Genomic DNA, 18,095 nt, shown 5'->3' with positions numbered 1-18,095 from the left:
TTATTTCCCCATCCGCTCGCGGCTGAGCCGCGCCAGCCATTCAGACACCATCAGCGATACCAGCGCCAGCACAATTGAAATAATACACAGCCGCGCCGCCGCGCCTTCACCGCCCGGCGTTTGAATCAGAGTATACATTGCCGACGGGATGGTTCGCGTCTCGCCGGGGATGTTCGACACAAACGTGATCGTCGCGCCAAACTCGCCCAGCGAGCGGGCGAAGGCCAGCACCGTCCCGACAATAATGCCCGGTAGCGTAAGCGGGAGCGTGATGGTGAAAAAGACGCGCCAGCGCCCTGCGCCCAGCGTGCGGGCCGCCTGTTCGAGCTTCATGTCCACGCCTTCCAGCGCGAGGCGTATCGCCCTCACCATCAGCGGAAATGACATCACCGCCGCCGCCAGTACCGCACCGCGCCAGCTGAACGCAAACGTCAGCCCAAACCAGTCGTAGAGCTTCTCGCCGATAAAACCACGTCGCCCCATCGAAATCAGAAGCAGGTAACCGACCACCACGGGCGGCAAAACGAGCGGAAGATGCAGCACGCTGTCGAGCAGCGTTTTGCCGGGAAACTGACAGCGAACCAGTAGCCAGGCAAAGAAGATCCCAAAGGGCAAGCTCAGCGCAACCGCCAGGGAAGAGACTTTTAGGCTCAGCAGAACAGCCTGCCATTCAGGATCGGTCAATATCATCAGTGAGTCGTAAATCCATAACGTTTAAAGATTGCGGACGCCTCCGGCCCTTTCAGGTAATCGCGGAAGGCCGTCACGGCCGCATTTTTATGTCCATCAACAATCGCAACAGGATATTCCACTTTCTTATGGGAATCTTCAGGGAACGTTGCGACTACTTTTACCCCTTTACTGGCAACGGCATCAGAGCCATACACAATGCCCAGCGGGGCTTCGTTGCGCTCTACCAGCGCCAGCGCGCCGCGCACGTCTTCCGCCGGGGCCAGCTTCGGTGACAATGTCTCCCATGCACCCAGCTTTTGCAGCGCTTCTTTGGCATAAATCCCGGCCGGAACGTGCTCCGGGTCGCCCACGGCCAGACGGCCACCGTTCAGCAGGCTCGTCCAGTGGGTCTCTTTGTTGATGGTGATCTCCGCCTGCGCGCTGGCTTTTGGCGCCACGACAACCAGGCTATTCCCCAGCAGCGTTTCGCGGGTTGTGGCATCAATCGATTTCTTCTCCGCCGCGTAATCCATCCACTTCTGGTCAGCCGAGATGAACAGATCCGCCGGTGCGCCCGCTTCTATCTGGCGCGCCAGCGTAGAGGAAGAGGCAAAAGAGGAGACCACCTCGACGTTTTTCTCTTTTTTATACGCCGCCGCGATGTCCTGCAGCGCGTTGGTCAGCGACGCCGCGGCAAAGACCGTGATTTTACCTTCGTCCGCCAGCGCGTGTCCGGTAACGTTGCCCCTGCGAAAAGGCGTCCCCATGAACGTGCCATCTGTAACTCCTGTGAGTAGCGTTATATACATATTAATATAACGGTAACGTCAGGGAGATCCCAGCGTTTAATCGTACCGCTGAAGGGGTAAACCGGGGTGATGCATTAAATAATATCGGCGTAGACGGGAAAATCTTGAGAGCAAAACGCCCGGGCTAGCCGGGCGTTTTGTGGGGAATCAATGCTGCTTTTTAGCCTGGTCTTTGTGACCAATGTTCGAAAAGACGTTGAACACTTCACCCAGGCCGTAGATGGCACCGAGGATGATGGCCATCACTACTGGTACCATGATCACGGCGAATACCAGACTTTTCAACAACTCTAACATGGTTTTCTCCAGATATTGTGAACGGCTCATTCTACCTTGAAAAGTGAGAAAAACATCCCCTTTTGTGCGGTACCCTTTGCGCCTTGCACCATTTGGGTCACAATACTCTTTTTGCCAGGACACTGTTATGCAGGCCGAAATTCTTCTCACTCTACGACTTCAGCAAAAGCTTTTCGCCGATCCGCGACGTATCTCCCTGCTTAAACAAATAGAACAAACGGGCTCAATTAGCCAGGGGGCGAAAAACGCGGGCATCAGCTACAAAAGTGCCTGGGACGCCATCAACGAAATGAACACCCTGAGCGAACAGCCGCTGGTAGACAGAGCCACAGGCGGCAAAGGCGGCGGCGGTGCGATCGTGACGCGCTATGGCCAGCGCCTTATTCAGCTTTACGATCTGCTGGCCCAGATCCAGCAAAAGGCGTTTGATGCGTTGAGCGACGACGATAACGTTCCGCTGGACAGCTTGCTGGCCGCCATTTCCCGCTTCTCGTTACAAACCAGCGCCCGCAACCAGTGGTTTGGAACGGTGACGGCGCGCGACAATCTGCAGGTACAGCAGCATATTGAGATCCTGCTTGCCGATGGCACCACCCGTCTGAAGGCCGCAATAACGGCGCAGAGCGCAGAGCGCCTGGAGCTTTATGAAGGTAAAGAGGTGCTGGTGCTGCTGAAAGCGCCGTGGGTCAATATCACGCGCGATCCCGACACCGCAAAGGCAGCCGATAACCAGCTACTGGGCGCAATTAGCCATATCGAACGCGGCCAGGCGCAGTGCGAAGTGCTGATGACCCTGGCTGACGGGCAGCCGCTTTGCGCGATGATACCGCTTAGCGAAGCGGACGGTTTAGAAGAAGGTTCTGTCGTTACCGCCTGGTTCAATGCAGATCGGGTGATTATCGCCACATTGTGCTGAGCGCATTGACATTCGCGCCGACAGTGCGTATCCCTGATATCTATTGCTGCAAAAACAGGGATAAATCATGTCATCATTGCATATTTCGCAAGGCACGTTTCGTCTTAGCGATACCCGAACGCTGACGATTGCTGATTTGACGATACGCGCGGGTGAAAGCTGGGCGTTTGTCGGCACAAACGGCAGCGGTAAATCCGCGCTGGCCCGCGCGCTGGCCGGCGAGCTCCCCCTCCTCAAGGGCGAATACCAGAGCGACTTTACGCGCCTGACGCGCCTGTCATTTGAACAACTGCAAAAGCTGGTAAGCGACGAGTGGCAGCGCAATAACACTGATTTACTCAGCCCAGGCGAAGAAGATACCGGCCGTACGACGGCGGAAATTATTCAGGATGAGGTGAAAGATCCCGCCCGCTGTCAGCGCCTGGCAGAACGGTTCGGCATCACCGCCCTGCTGAACCGGCGCTTTAAATACCTTTCTACCGGCGAGACGCGAAAAACGCTGCTTTGCCAGGCGCTGATGAGCGAGCCCGAGCTGCTTATCCTCGACGAACCGTTTGACGGCCTTGACGTGCAGTCCCGCGCGCAGCTGGCGGCCCTGCTGGAGTCTCTTAATCAGCAGGGATATACCCTGGTTTTGGTGCTTAACCGCTTCGATGAAATTCCGGACTTTATTCAGCACGCGGGCGTACTGGCCGACTGTAACCTGACCGAGACCGGTGAAAAAACAGCGCTGCTCAAGCAGGCGCTCATCGCCCAGCTCGCGCACAGTGAACAACTCGACGGAATTACCCTTCCGGAACCTGACGCCCCTTCGGCCCGCCACGCGCTCGATCCCCACCAGCCGCGCATCGTGCTGCGGGATGGGATGGTCTCTTATGACGATCGCCCGATCCTTAACCGTCTTAGCTGGACGGTCAATCCCGGCGAACACTGGCAGATTGTCGGCCCTAACGGCGCGGGAAAATCCACGCTGCTGAGCCTGGTAACCGGCGATCACCCGCAGGGCTATAGCAACGATCTGACGCTGTTTGGTCGGCGTCGCGGCAGCGGCGAAACCATCTGGGATATTAAAAAACATATCGGCTACGTCAGCAGCAGCCTGCATCTGGATTACCGGGTCAGTACCACGGTACGCAACATGATCCTTTCCGGGTATTTTGATTCCATCGGTATTTATCAGGCGGTGTCTGACAAACAGCACAAGCTCGCCCAGCAGTGGCTGGATATCCTGGGCATGGACAACCGGGTCGCTGACGCGCCGTTTCATAGTCTGTCGTGGGGGCAGCAGCGTCTGGCCCTGATCGTTCGCGCGCTGGTGAAACACCCTACGCTTCTGATCCTCGACGAACCGCTGCAGGGACTCGATCCGCTGAATCGCCAGCTTATCCGCCGCTTTGTGGACGTGCTGATTAGCGAAGGTGAAACGCAGCTGCTGTTCGTTTCACATCATGCCGAAGATGCCCCCGCCTGCATCACGCATCGTCTGGAGTTTGTGCCGGACGGTGGGAGTTATCGCTACCTTCTCAGCAACGTCGATTAACCGTGGAGGGCTCTGCCCTCCTCTTTTTCAGATAACTTGCATCAATACATCGCTATCTCTTTGATCTAGAATGCACTCAGTCATTGAAAAAGCGAGTGTGAAAACGAGTGTAAACGATTCCACTATTTTATCCCATGTCACACTTTTCGCGTCTCTGTTATGCTATGGTTATTACATACCATAAGCCCAATGGAGCGAAATATGCGAGTTCTGGTAACAGGTGGTAGCGGTTACATAGGTAGTCATACCTGCGTGCAACTGCTGCAAAACGGTCACGACGTCATCATCCTCGACAACCTGTGCAACAGTAAGCGCAGCGTGCTGCCGGTGATTGAACGCCTTGGCGGTAAACAACCGACTTTCGTGGAAGGCGACATCCGCAACGAAGCGCTGATGACCGAGATCCTTCACGACCACGCCATCGAAGCGGTGATCCACTTCGCGGGCCTGAAAGCGGTTGGTGAATCCGTTGCGAAGCCGCTCGAGTATTACGACAACAACGTCAACGGCACTCTGCGTCTCATCTCCGCCATGCGCGCGGCCAACGTCAAAAACTTTATCTTTAGCTCCTCCGCCACCGTTTACGGCGATCAGCCCAAAATCCCTTACGTTGAAAGCTTCCCGACCGGTACCCCGCAAAGCCCGTACGGCAAAAGCAAGCTGATGGTTGAGCAGATCCTGACCGACCTGCAAAAAGCGCAGCCGGAGTGGAGCATCGCGCTGCTGCGCTACTTCAACCCGGTCGGCGCGCATCCGTCCGGCGACATGGGTGAAGATCCGCAGGGCATCCCGAACAACCTGATGCCGTATATCGCCCAGGTTGCCGTGGGTCGCCGCGACTCGCTGGCGATATTTGGCAATGACTATCCGACCGAAGACGGTACCGGCGTGCGCGACTACATCCACGTGATGGATCTGGCCGACGGTCACGTTGCGGCCATGCAGCAGCTGGCCAACAAACCGGGCGTGCATATTTACAACCTCGGCGCCGGGGTCGGCAGCAGCGTGCTGGACGTGGTTAACGCCTTCAGCAAAGCCTGCGGCAAGCCGGTGAGCTATCACTTCGCGCCGCGTCGAGATGGCGACCTGCCTGCTTACTGGGCCGATGCCACCAAAGCCGACAAAGAGCTCAACTGGCGTGTGACGCGCACGCTTGATGAAATGGCACAGGATACCTGGCACTGGCAGTCACGCCACCCGCAAGGCTATCCGGACTAAGGATCCGTCATGACGCAATTTAATCCCGTCGATCATCCGCATCGTCGTTTTAACCCGTTAAGCGGGCAATGGATTTTGGTTTCTCCGCATCGCGCCAAGCGCCCCTGGCAGGGGGCGCAGGAGACGCCTGCAAAACAGACGCTGCCACAGCACGACCCGGACTGCTTCCTCTGTCCGGGCAACACGCGCGTCACCGGGGATAAAAATCCGGACTACAAAGGCACCTTCGTGTTCACCAACGATTTTGCCGCCCTGATGACCGACACGCCGGACGCGCCGGAAAGCCACGATCCTCTGATGCGCTGCGAAAGCGCGCGCGGCACCAGCCGCGTGATCTGCTTCTCGCCCGATCACAGCAAAACGCTGCCCGAGCTGAGCGTGGACGCGCTGAAAGATGTGGTGAGCACCTGGCAGGCGCAAACCGCAGAGCTGGGGCAGCGCTATCCGTGGGTGCAGGTGTTCGAAAACAAAGGCGCGGCCATGGGCTGCTCTAACCCGCACCCGCACGGCCAGATCTGGGCGAACAGCTTCCTGCCTAACGAAGCCGAGCGTGAAGACCGTCTACAGATAGCGTATTACGCGGAAAACGGTTCGCCGATGCTGGTGGATTACACCCAGCGCGAGCTGGCCGACGGCAGCCGCACCGTGGTGGAAACCGAACACTGGCTGGCCGTCGTCCCTTACTGGGCCGCCTGGCCGTTTGAAACGCTGCTGCTGCCAAAAGCGCACGTGCAGCGCATCACCGATCTTAGCGACGCGCAGCGCGACGACCTTGCCCTGGCGCTGAAAAAGCTGACCAGCCGTTACGACAACCTCTTCCAGTGCTCTTTCCCGTACTCCATGGGCTGGCACGGCGCCCCGTTTAACGGCGAAGAGAATCAACACTGGCAGCTGCACGCCCATTTCTATCCGCCGCTGCTGCGCTCTGCGACGGTGCGTAAATTCATGGTGGGCTATGAAATGCTGGCGGAAACCCAGCGTGACCTGACGGCGGAACAGGCGGCAGAACGTCTGCGTGCCGTTAGCGACGTCCACTATCGCGAATCAGGAGTCTAAAAAAAATGAGTCTGAAAGATAAAACCCAATCCCTGTTTGCTGAGAAATTTGGCTACCCTGCCACACACGTTATCCAGGCGCCAGGCCGCGTTAACCTGATCGGTGAACACACCGACTATAACGACGGTTTCGTGCTGCCGTGCGCCATCGATTACCAGACCGTCATCAGTTGCGCGAAGCGCGACGACCGTAAAGTACGCGTGATTGCGGCGGATTACGGTAATGAGACGGACGAGTTTTCCCTCGATGCCCCGATTGTGACGCACGACAGCCAGCAGTGGTCTAACTACGTGCGCGGCGTGGTGAAACACCTTCAGAAGCGCAACAAGAACTTTGGCGGTGCGGATTTAGTTATCAGCGGCAACGTGCCGCAGGGTGCGGGCTTAAGCTCCTCTGCGTCGCTGGAAGTCGCGGTTGGTACCGTATTCCAGCAGCTTTATCATCTGCCGCTGGACGGCGCGCAAATCGCCCTGAACGGTCAGGAAGCAGAAAACCAGTTCGTGGGCTGTAACTGCGGCATTATGGACCAGCTGATCTCCGCACTGGGCAAAAAAGAGCATGCCCTGTTAATTGATTGCCGCTCGCTGGGTACCAAAGCCGTTCCCCTGCCGAAAGGCGCGGCTGTGGTGATCGTCAACAGCAACTTTAAGCGCACGCTGGTGGGCAGCGAATACAACACCCGCCGCCAGCAGTGCGAAACCGGCGCCCGCTTCTTCCAGCAGCCTGCCCTGCGCGACGTGACGCTCAATGAATTTAACAAAGTGGCGCACGAGCTGGATCCGATTGTCGCCAAACGCGTTCGTCACGTGCTGACGGAAAATGCCCGTACCGTTGAAGCCGCGTCCGCGCTGGCGAAAGGTGACCTGAAACGCATGGGTGAGCTGATGGCGGAATCTCACGCCTCCATGCGCGATGATTTTGAAATCACCGTTCCGCAGATCGACACCCTGGTGGACATCGTTAAAGCCACCATTGGCGACAAAGGCGGCGTGCGCATGACGGGCGGCGGTTTTGGCGGCTGCATCGTTGCGCTGGTGCCAGAAGAGCTGGTCCCTGCCGTACAGGATGCCGTGGCGAAGCAGTACGAAGCAAAAACGGGTATCAAAGAAACCTTCTATGTTTGTAAAGCATCACAAGGAGCCGGACAGTGCTAAACGAAACACCTACCCTTGCACCGGATGGTCTGCCGTATCGCCTGTTAACCCTGCGCAACAGCGCGGGGATAGTCGTTACGGTGATGGACTGGGGGGCAACCCTTCTTTCTGCCCGCGTACCGATGCCGGACGGCAGCGTGCGCGAGACCCTGCTCGGCTGCGCCTCGCCTGAGCAGTACGTCAATCAGTCCGCCTATCTGGGCGCGTCCGTTGGGCGCTATGCTAACCGCATCGCGAAGAGCCGTTTTGAGCTCGACGGCGTGCAGTACACCCTGCTTCCAAGCCAGGGGGAGAACCAGCTGCACGGCGGACCGGACGGGTTTGATAAACGCCGCTGGAAGATTGTTCGTCAAAACGACGGGGAAGTGCTGTTCTCGCTGGATTCGCCTGATGGCGACCAGGGGTTCCCGGGGAACCTTGTCGCGTCCGCGCGCTTTACGCTGACCGACGACAACCGTATCGCCATCGAATACCGTGCGACGGTCGACAAGCCGTGTCCAGTCAACCTGACCAATCACGCGTATTTCAACCTGGACGGTAACCAGTGCGACGTTCGCAACCACAAGCTGCAGATCCTGGCGGATGCGTATCTGCAGGTTGACGAGATGGGCATTCCGCATCAGGGCCTCAAAGACGTGAGCGGCACCAGCTTTGACTTCCGCAGCGCGAAGACCATCGCCCAGGATTTCATGAGTGATGACGATCAGCGCAAGGTGAAAGGCTACGATCACGCTTTCCTGCTGCAGGCCAAAGGCGATGTGAAACAGCCTGCCGCGCAGGTCTGGTCTGCGGATGAGAAACTGCAGATGACGGTTTATACCACCGCCCCTGCCCTGCAGTTTTACTCAGGCAACTACCTCGGCGGCACGACGGCGCGCGAACACGATGAGTACAGCGACTGGCAAGGCCTGGCGCTGGAGAGCGAGTTCCTGCCGGACAGCCCGAACCATCCGGAATGGCCGCAGCCGGACTGCGTGCTGCGCCCGGGTGAAGAGTACGTGAGCGTCACCGAGTATCATTTCACTCCGCGCGCTTAACGCCCGGCGGCGCTACGCTTGCACGGGCCTACGGTTAGGCCGGATAAGCGAAGCGCCATCCGGCAAAAAACGCCAGCCCTCACAACGAGGGCTTTTTTCTGCGCGCCTTGCTGAAAATAGCGCCGATCGCAGACAAAATCATAACCCTGGATTCACAAGCATCTTACACTCAGAGACTATTTTCGCTATGGTTAGGGTTAAGCGTTGCTGGTGGCACGGCCACGGCAATATAATGAGAATTGTTATCATTCTAAAAATGCTTGAGGAGTAAGAGATGGCTATAACTAAGCTGGTCCTGGTGCGTCACGGCGAAAGCCAGTGGAACAACGAAAACCGCTTTACCGGTTGGTACGACGTTGATCTGTCTGAGAAAGGCGTAAGCGAAGCAAAAGCAGCGGGTAAACTGCTGAAGGAAGAAGGCTTCAGCTTTGATTTTGCTTACACCTCTGTGCTGAAACGTGCCATCCACACCCTGTGGAACGTGCTGGACGAACTGGATCAGGCCTGGCTGCCGGTTGAGAAGTCCTGGAAACTGAACGAACGTCACTACGGTGCGCTGCAGGGCCTGAACAAAGCGGAAACCGCTGAGAAATATGGCGATGAGCAGGTTAAACAGTGGCGTCGCGGCTTCGCAATCACCCCACCAGAGCTGACCAAAGATGACGAGCGTTACCCGGGCCACGACCCGCGTTACGCGAAGCTGACCGACGCTGAGCTGCCAACCACCGAAAGCCTGGCGCTGACCATCGACCGCGTTGTGCCTTACTGGAACGAAACCATTCTGCCACGCCTGAAAAGCGGCGAGCGCGTGATCGTCGCGGCTCACGGTAACTCCCTGCGTGCGCTGGTGAAATACCTGGACAACATGGGTGAAGACGAAATCCTCGAACTGAACATCCCAACCGGCGTACCGCTGGTGTATGAGTTCGACGAAAACTTCAAGCCAATCAAACACTACTATCTGGGTAACGCAGAAGAGATCGCGGCGAAAGCAGCGGCTGTCGCGAACCAGGGTAAAGCGAAGTAACTTTCGCAAGGCATAAAAAAAGCGCGGAGCCTTCCGCGCTTTTTTATTTGTGTCTGAAAATTCAGCCGCGGCGCGCTTTTACCGCATTCGCCAGCTGACGCAGGATGGTATCGGTATCGTCCCAGCCAATGCAGGCATCGGTGACGCTTTTGCCATACACCAGCGGCTCGCTGCCTTCCAGGTTCTGGTTACCTTCAACCAGATGGCTTTCGATCATTACCCCAATCACCGCCTTCTCACCGCCGGCAACCTGCTGGCAGACGTCTGCACCCACTTCCATCTGCTTTTTAAACTGCTTGCTGGAGTTAGCATGGCTGAAATCGATCATCACCTGCGGTGGCAGCCCGGCTTTTTCCAGCCCGACCTTCACTTCCGCCACGTGTTTCGCACTGTAGTTTGGCTCTTTGCCGCCGCGCAGAATGATATGGCAGTCACCGTTACCGCTGGTGTTAACGATGGCGGAATGGCCCCATTTGGTCACGGACAGGAAGCAGTGCGGCGCACCCGCTGCGTTGATGGCGTCGATAGCCACCTTAATGGTGCCGTCAGTGCCGTTTTTGAAACCCACCGGGCAAGAGAGACCGGATGCCAGCTCGCGGTGCACCTGAGATTCGGTTGTACGGGCACCAATTGCGCCCCAGCTCATCAGGTCTGCCAGATATTGTGGCGTAATCATGTCCAGGAATTCACCGGCCGCAGGCAGGCCACTGTCGTTGATCTCCAGCAGCAGCTTGCGCGCAATGCGCAGACCGTCGTTGATCTGGAAGCTGTTATCCATATGCGGATCGTTAATCAGTCCTTTCCAGCCCACGGTGGTGCGCGGTTTCTCAAAATAGACGCGCATCACGATTTCCAGCTCGTCCTTCAGCTCTTCACGGAGGGTGAGCAGACGGGCAGCGTACTCTTTCGCAGCTGCAGGATCGTGAATGGAGCACGGGCCAATCACCACCAGAAGACGATCGTCATTACCTTTCAGGATCTTATGGATCGCTTTACGAGCATGAGAAACCGTGTTTGCGGCATTTTCAGTGGCGGGGAATTTCTCAAGGAGCGCTACAGGAGGTAATAACTCGTTGATCTCTTTAATGCGTAAATCGTCGTTCTGATAATTCATTTTCTTTCCAGCTCTGCCATATCTTTAGTAATGAAAGCAATCCTTTCAATCTATCTTGTCGACCAGGAAGTGTAAACACGGTTTTACACTTCACGCAGATAATTCCTGGAATTCGCCTAAAAATCGCCACAAAATAGCGAAAAACGAGATCTAACCTAAGCTTTTTAACTGTAACAACCAATTTTACACGCTTAAACGCGATTCCCTACTGACGTAAGTCCGTAAGGCGGAATCTTTCGCCTCAGAAAAAGATGCACTGTTGGAGAATGTTATCCAGCGTAACGACAAGAACAGGAGCACCATGATGAAAATGACAAAACTGGCAACCCTCTTCCTGACCGCCACACTCACTCTGGCCAGCGGCAGCGTCCTGGCCGCGGAAACGGGCACATCAGACAGCAACGGTGATGCGAATGCCGCGGCAGCAGCAGGCCAGCCCGCACCTGATGCGAAACAGAATATCGCCCCGAATAATGTCGACAACAGCCAGATCAATACCGGCAACACTAACACCGGAGGCACCATGCTGCATCCCAACGGCAGCGGTTCCGGCACCATGAATCATGACAATATGAGTTCGGACGAGGTTCATAAGAACTCAATGTGCAAGGACGGCAAATGCCCTGACCCTAATGACAAAGTAGGGAACGACGCGAATACCAAAACCGATGGCACCACCCAGTAATGTAGGGTTCGGTAAGAAAAAGGAGAGCTCTGGCTCTCCTTTCTTTTTGGAGTAACCTATTAAAAACGCTACACTAAAAACAATAACATATCAGGAAAGCAGACATGGCTCACTCCCATTCCCACTCACCCTCTCCCGGCAACGACAACGCTAAACGACTGATGCTGGCCTTTGGCGTTACCGCAACGTTTATGATTATCGAGGTCATTGGCGGCCTCATTTCCGGCTCTCTGGCGCTACTGGCTGATGCCGGACATATGCTGACCGATGCCGCAGCGCTGCTCTTCGCCCTGCTGGCGGTGCAGTTTGCGCGTCGTCCTCCCAATGCGCGCCATACCTTCGGCTGGCTGAGGCTGACAACCCTCGCCGCGTTTGTTAACGCCATTGCGCTGGTGGTCATTACCGTTCTTATCGTATGGGAGGCCGTCCAGCGCTTCAGACACCCGCAGCCGATCGCCGGGGCGACAATGATGGTGATTGCCGTGGCGGGGCTGCTGGCGAATATCCTCGCCTTCTGGATTTTGCACCGCGGCAGCGGGGAAAAGAACCTCAACGTGCGCGCTGCGGCTCTGCATGTTCTGGGTGATTTGCTCGGCTCAGTCGGGGCGATTGTCGCCGCGCTGGTGATCCTCTACACCGGCTGGACGCCTGTCGATCCGATTCTGTCCGTGCTGGTGTCGTGTCTGGTCTTGCGCAGCGCCTGGCGGCTGCTGAAGGAGAGCGTGAATGAACTGCTTGAAGGGGCACCGGCATCGATGGATATTGACGAGCTGAAGCGCAACCTGCGCCGTTCAGTCCCGGAAGTCCGCAATGTTCATCACGTGCACGTCTGGCTGGTAGGGGAAAAACCGGTCATGACGCTGCACGTCCAGGTGATCCCGCCTCACGACCACGATGCGCTGCTTGAACGCATCCAGCATTTTCTTGAACATCACTACGAAATTGGCCACGCCACCATCCAGATGGAGTATCAGCCCTGTAACGGGCCGGACTGCCACCTTAACGAGGCGCAGTCCGGACATTCACATCAGCATCACCACTAGCTGGAAAGCGCGTGAGAACCCCGCTCACGCGCGCTCTTAATCCACATCCGGCTGCCGTTCAGCGCAATGAAGGTCAGCAGCAGATATTCCAGCGACATCGCATAGACGCCCTGCAGGGCGAAGATCGCCACGCTGATCACGTTGATGATGACCCACAGCAGCCAGTTCTCAACGTATTTACGGGTCATCAGGATCATCGCTGCAATTGACAGCACCATCATGCAGGAATCCCAGAACGGAAAGGCATCCGGCTGGAGCTCGGGCATCGTCACGTTCAGGCCGAAACCGGACATGACCGAAACGGCAACGCGGGTCAGGAACGCAAACACCGGGTTGATATAGACGGTCATTAAGCCAATGGCGACCACGCAGGCGACAAACCAGGCGATGGCTTTCGGCAAGGGCAGCCAGCGGATCTGCAGCTCTGCCTCCTGCTGGCTGTTCTGACGCGACCACGCGTACCAGCCGTAAATATTGGCGGCGAAGAAGAACAGCTGCAAAAGCAGACTGGCGTACAGCTGGATCTGGAAGAAGATAATCGCAAACAGCGTAACGTTTATCAGCCCGAACGCGTAGTTGCTGATCTTCTCCAGGCTTGCCAGCCAGATACAGAGTAATCCCGCCAGCGTGCCAACGGCCTCAATCCATGACAGGTCATAGCCACCTGCACCAATCGGTATATGAACCAGAATGTTCTGCGTGCTAAAAAAATCCATCTTTTCCCCGGGGCGTTTTGAATTAAGTACGTAGTGTAGCCGCAAAATCCAGCATACGGTTAAGCGGAATTAACGCACCTTCACGCAGGGCGGCATCCACATGGATTTCATGTGCTGCACCGCCTGTCTCAAGCCCTTCGGCAATGGCCTTCAGGCCGTTCATCGCCATCCACGGGCAATGCGCACAGCTGCGGCACGTTGCGCCCTCACCCGCCGTTGGCGCTTCAAGGAGCTCTTTCTCCGGCACGGCCTGCTGCATCTTGTAGAAGATACCACGATCGGTTGCCACGATGAGCTGTCTGTTAGGCAGCGTTCTGGCCGCGTTGATAAGCTGGCTGGTTGAGCCCACGGCGTCCGCCATCTCGACAATAGACTGCGGTGATTCAGGGTGAACAAGAATCGCGGCGTCAGGATAAAGTGCCTTCATGCGCGCCAGCGCCTGGGTTTTGAATTCGTCGTGCACAATGCAGGCACCCTGCCAGCAGAGAACGTCAGCCCCTGTCTGCTTCTGGACATAATTTCCAAGATGGCGGTCAGGCGCCCAGATAATTTTCTCGCCCAGGCTATCCAGATGTTCAATCAGCTCAACGGCGATGCTGGAGGTGACAACCCAGTCTGCCCGTGCTTTTACCGCCGCAGAGGTGTTGGCGTAAACCACCACGGTGCGGTCAGGGTGGGCGTCACAGAAGGCCGTGAATTCGTCAATCGGACAGCCGAGATCCAGTGAACACTCCGCATTAAGCATCGGCATCAGAATGGTTTTTTCAGGGCTCAGGATCTTTGCCGTTTCGCCCATAAAACGCACGCCAGCAACCAGCAGCGTGGAAGCAGGATGTTTTGCACCGAAGCGTGCCATCTCCAGTGAGTCGGAAATACAGCCGCCGGTCTCTTCCGCCAGCTGCTGAATTTCCGGGTCGGTGTAGTAATGGGCCACCATCACCGCATCTCGTTCTTTGAGAAGACGTTTGATCTTCTCACGGTAGAATTGCTTTTCGTCCTGGCTCAGCGGGACAGGCTTTGGCGGAAACGGATAGATTGCGGCTTCAGGATCAAACATCACACTCATTATGGCTTCTCGTTTTACGGGCTTAACAATTTTGCCTTTCTTTTGCATGACATAGCAAAACGCATGGCAATTGTGTTTTGTATACTAAACAAGATAGCGAATATGAGAGGAAAAGTCACCGGAAATAGGTGCGGATAGCATTTGTCGGCCAGCGGCTTCGCCTTGCCCGACCTGCACAGACGGCAGATAGCAAAAAGGCGCCTTTAGGGCGCCTTTCTACACTGGTGGGTCGTGCAGGATTCGAACCTGCGACCAATTGATTAAAAGTCAACTGCTCTACCAACTGAGCTAACGACCCCTTGCGGGATGTACTTCAAATTTATTCAGGCTGGTGGGTCGTGCAGGATTCGAACCTGCGACCAATTGATTAAAAGTCAACTGCTCTACCAACTGAGCTAACGACCCTTTTGGGTGTTGCCTGAATTATCACTCGGAACCAATAAAATTGGTGGGTCGTGCAGGATTCGAACCTGCGACCAATTGATTAAAAGTCAACTGCTCTACCAACTGAGCTAACGACCCGAGTGGTGGGTGATGACGGGCTCGAACCGCCGACCCCCTCCGTGTAAAGGAGATGCTCTACCAACTGAGCTAATCACCCACTCTGTACTGCTGGTGTGCGTTAAGTGGTGGGTCGTGCAGGATGACTCGGCTTCACCTCGCCCTACGGGCCGTTGCTGACGCAACGTTATCCTTCACGTTTTACTACTACTTCCACCTGACTTAGTGGTGGGTCGTGCAGGATTCGAACCTGCGACCAATTGATTAAAAGTCAACTGCTCTACCAACTGAGCTAACGACCCACTTTTACGCTGTTTTCACGTTGTTTGATATCCCGTGGCAACGGCGGCATATATTACTGATTTAAGAATTCAGCGCAACAAAAATTTCGATGAAGATCACTTAACTGCTTACGAATCATGCTGCACGACCAGAAATAACGCGATTTCTGGTCATGCGATAATCATCCCATCGAATTCAGACGTTTTTGCGCCTGCTTAGCACCTTCGGTACCCGGGAATTTAGAGACCACCTGCTGATAAACCGCTTTGGCTTTCGCAGTGTCGCCTTTGTCCTGCATGATGACGCCCACTTTATACATCGCATCAGGCGCTTTTGGCGATTTCGGGTAATTTTTCACCACAGAGGCAAAATAAAACGCCGCATCGTCCTTTTTACCCTTGTTGTAATTCAACTGACCAAGCCAGTAATTCGCATTTGGCTGATAAGTGGAATCAGGGTATTTCTTAACAAAGTTCTGAAACGCAGCAAGCGCGTCATCCTGACGAGATTGATCCTGCACCAGGGCAATGGCCGCGTTGTAGTCCGTATTCGCGTCACCGCTCTGTACAGGCGCACCTGTTGCAGCAGAAGCATCCGCAGCCGGAGCTGATGTCGCCGCACCGGTCTGATCGCCCGCGGCTGGCTGTGCTTGTGCTGCTGCACCACCGCTGCTCAGGCTATCTATCTGCAGCAAAATCTGCTTCTGACGTTCCACAACCTGGTTCAACTGATACTGGCTTTCCTGAATCTGGCCGCGGAGAGAGTCAATATCGTTTTGGTTATCAGAAAGTTGTTGCTGGAGTTGGGTTAAAAGCTGGCTGTGAGCGTTAGAAATACGCTCGAGTTGAGTGACCCGGTCTTCTACCGAGCCTGAGCCGACACTACTGATTGGTGCCTGAGCAAAAGCGGCCCAGGGGGCCGCTATTCCAACCAGTAACGACAGACTCAACAGATGATGTCTGAAGTTACTGCTCATGCAATTCTCTTAGTAAACCAGTACGGCACGACGGTTTTTGGAGTAAGCCGCTTCGTCGTGACCCAGTACTGCAGGTTTTTCTTTACCGTAAGAAACGATGGAGATCTGGTCAGCAGAAACGCCTTTACCCTGCAGGTACATTTTAACAGCGTTAGCACGACGTTCACCCAGGGAGATGTTGTACTCTGGAGTACCACGTTCGTCCGCGTGACCTTCTACGGTGACTTTGTAAGATGGGTTGCTACGCAGGAAGTTAGCGTGAGCATCCAGCATCGCAGCGAAGTCAGAACGGATGTCGTATTTATCCAGATCGAAGTAAACGATGTTGTTCTGCTGCAGCTGCTGCATCTGAAGACGCGCTTGCTCTTCAGAAGACATGTTGCCATTGCCGTTCGCGTCCATACCGGTGCCGGCACCCATCATGCCTTCGCCGCTCTGGTCATTGCTGGCGTTCTTGTTAGAAGAACACGCTGCGATTGCCATTACAGGCAGAGCGATCATCAGCCCCTTCAGCACTTTGTTCAGTTGCATTTCTATGATTCCTTTAGTAATCAATTAATTATTATTTACAGATACGGCGACCAGGCAGGTGATTTTACCTGTCCATCAGTTGCCGGAATACGCGCTTTGAAACGCCCATCTGTAGAAACCAGATTCAGCACAGATCCCATCCCCTGAGAAGAGCTGTAGATTACCATCGTGCCGTTAGGTGCCAGACTTGGCGTTTCATCCAGGAACGTTGACGACAGAACTTGAACGCCACCCGCTACCAGATCCTGTTTGGCAATGTGCTGCTGCCCACCGTTGGAGCTCACCATTACCATAAATTTACCGTCGCTGCTCACGTCTGAGTTCTGGTTCTGCGAACCTTCCCAGGTAATACGCTGCGGAGCACCGCCGTTGATGTTGACTTTATAGATTTGTGGACGGCCAGCCTGGTCAGAAGTAAACGCCAGGTTTTGACTATCCGGGAACCATGAAGGTTCAGTGTTGTTGCTGCGGCCGTCGGTCACCTGACGGATCTGGCCAGAGCCAATGTCCATCACGTACAGGTTCAGGCTACCGGTTTTTGACAGCGCAAACGCCAGTTTAGACCCGTCCGGAGAGAAGGAAGGTGCACCGTTGTGACGTGGGAAAGACGCCACCTGACGAACAGCTCCGTTTGCCAGCGTCTGGATAACCAGCGCTGAACGGCCGCTTTCGAAGGTTACATAGGCCAGTTTAGAACCGTCCGGAGACCAGGCTGGAGACATCAGCGGCTGAGAAGAACGTTTCACCAGGAACTGGTTGTAGCCGTCGTAGTCAGATACGCGCAGCTCATACGGGAACTGACCACCGTTGGTCTGCACCACATAAGCAATACGGGTACGGAACGCCCCTTTAATGCCGGTCAGTTTTTCAAATACCGCATCGCTGGCAGCGTGTGCCGCGTAGCGCAGGTACTGCTTAGTGACCTTGTAAGAGTTCTGTGCCAGAACGGTACCCGGTGCACCGCCGGTATCCACCAGCTGCCAGGCCACGTTGTAAGAGCCGTCCGGGTTAGGCGTAACCTGACCCACAACCACGGCATCAATACCCAGTGCAGACCATGCTGCAGGCTGTACTTCCTGCGCGCTGCCCGGCTGCTGCGGCAGACGAGAACGATCTAACGGGTTGAATTTACCGCTGTTACGCAGGTCAGCCGCCACGATGCCACCGGCATCTTCAGGTGCAGCGCCAGGACCGGCCCACTGGAACGGAACAACACCGATTGGGCGTGCCGAGTCCACCCCCTGGGTGATCTCGATACGTACTTCTGCGTGCAGTACTGCTGCCCACAGCATTAAAAAACTAAATGCTACACGTAATGCCTGCTTCATCATATCTCCCTTATCCGGGTAACCTTACCCACGATAATTTAGCAGAATGTTAACAAACTCAAATAGACAAAACTACCAGAACCCTGTGACTAAACCTGGTCTATTTTTCCCCGTTTGCACGGGGAAA

The 18,095-nt window shown here is 55.6% G+C and carries 17 protein-coding genes, 5 tRNA genes and 1 pseudogene; 9 read left to right on the top strand and 14 right to left on the bottom strand.

The window, feature by feature from the left end:
• The 3 genes and pseudogenes from modB to ACERY3_RS02590 form a co-directional block, all read right to left on the bottom strand.
• Positions 1-690, bottom strand: a complete 690-nt coding sequence (gene modB, locus ACERY3_RS02600) for a molybdate ABC transporter permease subunit (RefSeq protein WP_033144966.1) — start codon at positions 688-690, stop codon at positions 1-3.
• A pseudogene (modA, locus tag ACERY3_RS02595) lies at positions 690-1,450 on the bottom strand (molybdate ABC transporter substrate-binding protein). Before modA ends, modB begins: the two are co-directional and overlap by 1 nt.
• A gap of 178 nt (positions 1,451-1,628) precedes the next feature.
• On the bottom strand, positions 1,629-1,778 hold the full coding sequence (locus ACERY3_RS02590; protein ID WP_023310811.1) for an AcrZ family multidrug efflux pump-associated protein: 150 nt from the start codon (positions 1,776-1,778) through the stop codon (positions 1,629-1,631).
• Between the two features lie 127 nt (positions 1,779-1,905).
• On the opposite strand from ACERY3_RS02590, the gene modE reads away from it, so the two are divergent.
• The 7 genes from modE to gpmA all read left to right on the top strand — a co-directional run bounded on the left by modE (position 1,906) and on the right by gpmA (position 9,726).
• Entirely contained in the window at positions 1,906-2,694 is a 789-nt protein-coding gene (gene modE / locus ACERY3_RS02585; protein WP_319875524.1) for a molybdenum-dependent transcriptional regulator, read from the top strand.
• Between the two features lie 67 nt (positions 2,695-2,761).
• Positions 2,762-4,234, top strand: coding sequence for a molybdate ABC transporter ATP-binding protein ModF (modF, locus tag ACERY3_RS02580; RefSeq protein ID WP_319875523.1), 1,473 nt, complete (start codon positions 2,762-2,764; stop codon positions 4,232-4,234).
• Between the two features lie 201 nt (positions 4,235-4,435).
• Positions 4,436-5,452, top strand: a complete 1,017-nt coding sequence (gene galE, locus ACERY3_RS02575; protein WP_024908784.1) for a UDP-glucose 4-epimerase GalE — start codon at positions 4,436-4,438, stop codon at positions 5,450-5,452.
• Between the two features lie 9 nt (positions 5,453-5,461).
• A complete protein-coding gene (galT, locus tag ACERY3_RS02570; RefSeq protein ID WP_373225001.1) occupies positions 5,462-6,508 on the top strand; it encodes a galactose-1-phosphate uridylyltransferase in 1,047 nt (348 codons plus the stop codon).
• Between the two features lie 5 nt (positions 6,509-6,513).
• Positions 6,514-7,662: a galactokinase gene (gene galK, locus ACERY3_RS02565; RefSeq protein ID WP_033144961.1), complete on the top strand. Its 1,149-nt coding sequence runs from the start codon at positions 6,514-6,516 to the stop codon at positions 7,660-7,662.
• Positions 7,656-8,699, top strand: a complete 1,044-nt coding sequence (gene galM, locus ACERY3_RS02560) for a galactose-1-epimerase (RefSeq protein WP_373225000.1) — start codon at positions 7,656-7,658, stop codon at positions 8,697-8,699. Before galK ends, galM begins: the two co-directional genes overlap by 7 nt.
• A gap of 274 nt (positions 8,700-8,973) precedes the next feature.
• On the top strand, positions 8,974-9,726 hold the full coding sequence (gene gpmA, locus ACERY3_RS02555; RefSeq protein ID WP_033144959.1) for a 2,3-diphosphoglycerate-dependent phosphoglycerate mutase: 753 nt from the start codon (positions 8,974-8,976) through the stop codon (positions 9,724-9,726).
• A 61-nt stretch (positions 9,727-9,787) separates the two neighbouring features.
• On the opposite strand, the gene aroG is transcribed toward gpmA, so the two are convergent.
• On the bottom strand, positions 9,788-10,840 hold the full coding sequence (aroG, locus tag ACERY3_RS02550) for a 3-deoxy-7-phosphoheptulonate synthase AroG (protein ID WP_058841707.1): 1,053 nt from the start codon (positions 10,838-10,840) through the stop codon (positions 9,788-9,790).
• A gap of 304 nt (positions 10,841-11,144) precedes the next feature.
• Between aroG and ACERY3_RS02545 the strand changes: the two genes are divergently transcribed.
• Positions 11,145-11,525 carry a protein YbgS gene (locus tag ACERY3_RS02545; protein WP_032661161.1) on the top strand — a complete coding sequence of 127 codons (381 nt, stop codon included), beginning with the start codon at positions 11,145-11,147 and terminating at the stop codon, positions 11,523-11,525.
• A 104-nt stretch (positions 11,526-11,629) separates the two neighbouring features.
• Complete coding sequence (gene zitB / locus ACERY3_RS02540) at positions 11,630-12,568, top strand: CDF family zinc transporter ZitB (RefSeq protein ID WP_033144958.1); 939 nt, start codon at positions 11,630-11,632, stop codon at positions 12,566-12,568.
• Here zitB and pnuC read toward each other — a convergent pair.
• The 10 genes from pnuC to tolB form a co-directional block, all read right to left on the bottom strand.
• The gene (pnuC, locus tag ACERY3_RS02535; RefSeq protein WP_047061376.1) at positions 12,565-13,284 is read right to left on the bottom strand and encodes a nicotinamide riboside transporter PnuC; all 720 of its coding nucleotides are present in this window, start codon (positions 13,282-13,284) and stop codon (positions 12,565-12,567) included. The two genes, zitB and pnuC, sit on opposite strands and share 4 nt — an antisense overlap.
• A 22-nt stretch (positions 13,285-13,306) precedes the next feature.
• Positions 13,307-14,350, bottom strand: a complete 1,044-nt coding sequence (nadA, locus tag ACERY3_RS02530) for a quinolinate synthase NadA (protein ID WP_319875518.1) — start codon at positions 14,348-14,350, stop codon at positions 13,307-13,309.
• Positions 14,351-14,572: 222 nt separating this feature from the next.
• Positions 14,573-14,648: transfer RNA gene (locus ACERY3_RS02525), tRNA-Lys, on the bottom strand.
• A gap of 31 nt (positions 14,649-14,679) precedes the next feature.
• Positions 14,680-14,755: transfer RNA gene (locus ACERY3_RS02520), tRNA-Lys, on the bottom strand.
• A 41-nt stretch (positions 14,756-14,796) separates the two neighbouring features.
• Positions 14,797-14,872: transfer RNA gene (locus tag ACERY3_RS02515), tRNA-Lys, on the bottom strand.
• 3 nt (positions 14,873-14,875) lie between these two features.
• A tRNA-Val gene (locus tag ACERY3_RS02510) sits at positions 14,876-14,951 on the bottom strand.
• A gap of 126 nt (positions 14,952-15,077) precedes the next feature.
• Positions 15,078-15,153, bottom strand: a tRNA-Lys gene (locus ACERY3_RS02505).
• A gap of 161 nt (positions 15,154-15,314) precedes the next feature.
• Positions 15,315-16,109, bottom strand: coding sequence for a cell division protein CpoB (gene cpoB / locus ACERY3_RS02500; RefSeq protein ID WP_048976319.1), 795 nt, complete (start codon positions 16,107-16,109; stop codon positions 15,315-15,317).
• Between the two features lie 9 nt (positions 16,110-16,118).
• The gene (gene pal / locus ACERY3_RS02495) at positions 16,119-16,640 is read right to left on the bottom strand and encodes a peptidoglycan-associated lipoprotein Pal (protein WP_003858578.1); all 522 of its coding nucleotides are present in this window, start codon (positions 16,638-16,640) and stop codon (positions 16,119-16,121) included.
• Between the two features lie 35 nt (positions 16,641-16,675).
• Positions 16,676-17,968, bottom strand: coding sequence for a Tol-Pal system beta propeller repeat protein TolB (gene tolB, locus ACERY3_RS02490; RefSeq protein WP_008501103.1), 1,293 nt, complete (start codon positions 17,966-17,968; stop codon positions 16,676-16,678).
• Between the last annotated feature and the right edge of the window lie 127 nt (positions 17,969-18,095).

Origin of the sequence: Enterobacter cloacae complex sp. ESBL7 (assembly GCF_041679625.1) — a bacterium.
Lineage (GTDB): Bacteria > Pseudomonadota > Gammaproteobacteria > Enterobacterales > Enterobacteriaceae > Enterobacter > Enterobacter asburiae_B.
The sequence above is the reverse complement of the archived record's forward strand: the minus strand, read 5'-3'. Positions and strand labels throughout refer to the sequence as shown.

What these genes read in the sequence shown, in the direction of transcription:
- modB (WP_033144966.1), bottom strand. Translation starts at nt 690, where the DNA reads ATGATATTGACCGATCCTGAATGGCAGGCTGTTCTGCTGAGCCTAAAA.
- ACERY3_RS02590 (WP_023310811.1), bottom strand. Translation starts at nt 1,778, where the DNA reads ATGTTAGAGTTGTTGAAAAGTCTGGTATTCGCCGTGATCATGGTACCA.
- modE (WP_319875524.1), top strand. Translation starts at nt 1,906, where the DNA reads ATGCAGGCCGAAATTCTTCTCACTCTACGACTTCAGCAAAAGCTTTTC.
- modF (WP_319875523.1), top strand. Translation starts at nt 2,762, where the DNA reads ATGTCATCATTGCATATTTCGCAAGGCACGTTTCGTCTTAGCGATACC.
- galE (WP_024908784.1), top strand. Translation starts at nt 4,436, where the DNA reads ATGCGAGTTCTGGTAACAGGTGGTAGCGGTTACATAGGTAGTCATACC.
- galT (WP_373225001.1), top strand. Translation starts at nt 5,462, where the DNA reads ATGACGCAATTTAATCCCGTCGATCATCCGCATCGTCGTTTTAACCCG.
- galK (WP_033144961.1), top strand. Translation starts at nt 6,514, where the DNA reads ATGAGTCTGAAAGATAAAACCCAATCCCTGTTTGCTGAGAAATTTGGC.
- gpmA (WP_033144959.1), top strand. Translation starts at nt 8,974, where the DNA reads ATGGCTATAACTAAGCTGGTCCTGGTGCGTCACGGCGAAAGCCAGTGG.
- aroG (WP_058841707.1), bottom strand. Translation starts at nt 10,840, where the DNA reads ATGAATTATCAGAACGACGATTTACGCATTAAAGAGATCAACGAGTTA.
- ACERY3_RS02545 (WP_032661161.1), top strand. Translation starts at nt 11,145, where the DNA reads ATGAAAATGACAAAACTGGCAACCCTCTTCCTGACCGCCACACTCACT.
- zitB (WP_033144958.1), top strand. Translation starts at nt 11,630, where the DNA reads ATGGCTCACTCCCATTCCCACTCACCCTCTCCCGGCAACGACAACGCT.
- pnuC (WP_047061376.1), bottom strand. Translation starts at nt 13,284, where the DNA reads ATGGATTTTTTTAGCACGCAGAACATTCTGGTTCATATACCGATTGGT.
- nadA (WP_319875518.1), bottom strand. Translation starts at nt 14,350, where the DNA reads ATGAGTGTGATGTTTGATCCTGAAGCCGCAATCTATCCGTTTCCGCCA.
- cpoB (WP_048976319.1), bottom strand. Translation starts at nt 16,109, where the DNA reads ATGAGCAGTAACTTCAGACATCATCTGTTGAGTCTGTCGTTACTGGTT.
- pal (WP_003858578.1), bottom strand. Translation starts at nt 16,640, where the DNA reads ATGCAACTGAACAAAGTGCTGAAGGGGCTGATGATCGCTCTGCCTGTA.
- tolB (WP_008501103.1), bottom strand. Translation starts at nt 17,968, where the DNA reads ATGAAGCAGGCATTACGTGTAGCATTTAGTTTTTTAATGCTGTGGGCA.